The 244-nt window shown below is 65.2% G+C and carries 1 protein-coding gene; it reads left to right on the top strand.

Going from position 1 to position 244, the window contains the following annotated elements; genetic code table 11:
* Positions 1-23: 23 nt before the first annotated feature.
* On the top strand, positions 24-244 hold a 221-nt coding region (locus tag ACGWYJ_RS39135), incomplete at its 3' end, for a proteasome accessory factor PafA2 family protein (RefSeq protein ID WP_395111779.1).

Below are 244 nucleotides of genomic sequence, written 5' to 3'. Positions count from 1 at the left end.
TCACGGCCGCATAGGCTCGCGGTGTGGACAGGCGCATTTTCGGGCTTGAGAACGAGTACGGCGTGACCTGTACCTTCCGTGGGCAGCGGCGGTTGTCGCCTGATGAGGTGGCGCGGTACCTGTTCCGGCGGGTGGTGTCGTGGGGGCGCAGCAGCAATGTGTTCCTGCGTAACGGCGCGCGGCTGTATCTGGATGTGGGCAGTCATCCCGAGTACGCCACGCCCGAGTGCGACAGTGTCGTGGA

Origin of the sequence: Actinomadura sp. SCN-SB, assembly GCF_043906805.1 — a bacterium.
Lineage (GTDB): Bacteria > Actinomycetota > Actinomycetes > Streptosporangiales > Streptosporangiaceae > Spirillospora.
Note: the sequence above shows the minus strand (reverse complement) of the source record. Positions and strands in the feature narration are given on the sequence as shown.